The organism is Phocaeicola sp. RTP21198st1_B8_RTP21198_201120 (assembly GCF_040929485.1).
GTDB classification, from domain to species: Bacteria; Bacteroidota; Bacteroidia; order Bacteroidales; family Bacteroidaceae; genus Phocaeicola; species Phocaeicola dorei.
The window spans coordinates 1-1,278 of record NZ_JBCOCI010000391.1 but is presented as its reverse complement, the minus strand read 5'-3'; the positions used below and the strand labels follow the sequence as shown (position 1 = coordinate 1,278).

Annotated in this window: 1 protein-coding gene and 1 pseudogene; both read left to right on the top strand. The window is 57.4% G+C overall.

The window, feature by feature from the left end:
• Positions 1–244, top strand: a pseudogene (locus AB5935_RS26610) (conjugal transfer protein TraI); the annotation flags it as partial.
• 3 nt (positions 245–247) lie between these two features.
• Complete coding sequence (traJ, locus tag AB5935_RS26605; protein WP_005944138.1) at positions 248–1,252, top strand: conjugative transposon protein TraJ; 1,005 nt, start codon at positions 248–250, stop codon at positions 1,250–1,252.
• Positions 1,253–1,278: the final 26 nt, after the last annotated feature.

Below are 1,278 nucleotides of genomic sequence, written 5' to 3'. Positions count from 1 at the left end.
GGAGGAATCCAACGACGTGCTGACGGAGCTGAAGAACGTGGTGAACATCACCACGCTCTCCATGACCGACAAGGAGCGCATGGACGTGGTGGAACGCTGCCACTCCAAGATGAAACGTTACCGCAACCTCGTGAGCTACTACACCAACAAGAACATCAGCGTGAGCTACCTGCGTGCGAAGAAGAAAAACGACCTTGACCGCATCATGGGGCTGTACGGCAGTATGAACGAAAGATACTGGTAGCCTATGGAGTTCGACAACCTTCACCAGATTCTCCGCTCGCTCTACGAGCAGATGATGCCGCTGTGCGCCGACATGGCGGGCGTGGCGAAAGGCATCGCCGGGCTGGGCGCGCTCTTCTATGTCGCCTACCGGGTATGGCAGTCGCTGGCGAGAGCCGAACCGATAGACGTCTTCCCGATGCTCCGTCCCTTTGCCGTCGGTCTGTGCATCATGTTCTTCCCTACGGTGGTGCTTGGCACGATAAACAGCGTCCTCTCGCCCGTCGTGCAGGGTACGGCGAAACTGCTCGAAACGCAGACTTTGGACATGAACAAGTACCGTGAGCAGAAGGACAGGCTGGAATACGAGGCGATGGTGCGCAATCCCGAAACCGCCTACCTCGTGTCCAACGAGGAGTTTGACAAGCAACTGGAGGAATTGGGCTGGTCGCCCTCCGACATGGTGACGATGGCGGGGATGTATATCGACCGGGGGATGTACAAGATGAAGAAGGGCATCCGCGACTTCTTCCGCGAGATACTGGAACTGATGTTCCAAGCCGCCGCCCTCGTGATAGACACCATCCGCACGTTCTTCCTCGTGGTGCTGGCGATACTCGGTCCGATAGCCTTCGCCATATCGGTGTGGGACGGCTTCCAAAGCACGCTCACGCAGTGGATATGCCGCTACATTCAGGTCTATCTGTGGCTGCCCGTGTCGGACATATTCAGCACCATACTCGCCAAGATTCAGGTGTTGATGCTCCAGAGCGACATCGAGCGCATGCAGACCGACCCCAACTTCTCGCTGGATTCCAGCGACGGGGTGTATATCGTGTTCATGATAATCGGCATCATCGGCTACTTCACCATTCCGACGGTGGCGGGCTGGATCATTCAAGCCGGGGGCATGGGCGGCTACGGGCGCAACGTGAACCAGATGGCGGGACGCGCCGGAAGCATGGCGGGCAGCGTGGCGGGTGCTACCGCAGGCAACATGGTCGGACGTGCCGGGAAACTGCTGAAATAATCAATGTGCAATTATAAACGGAAAAA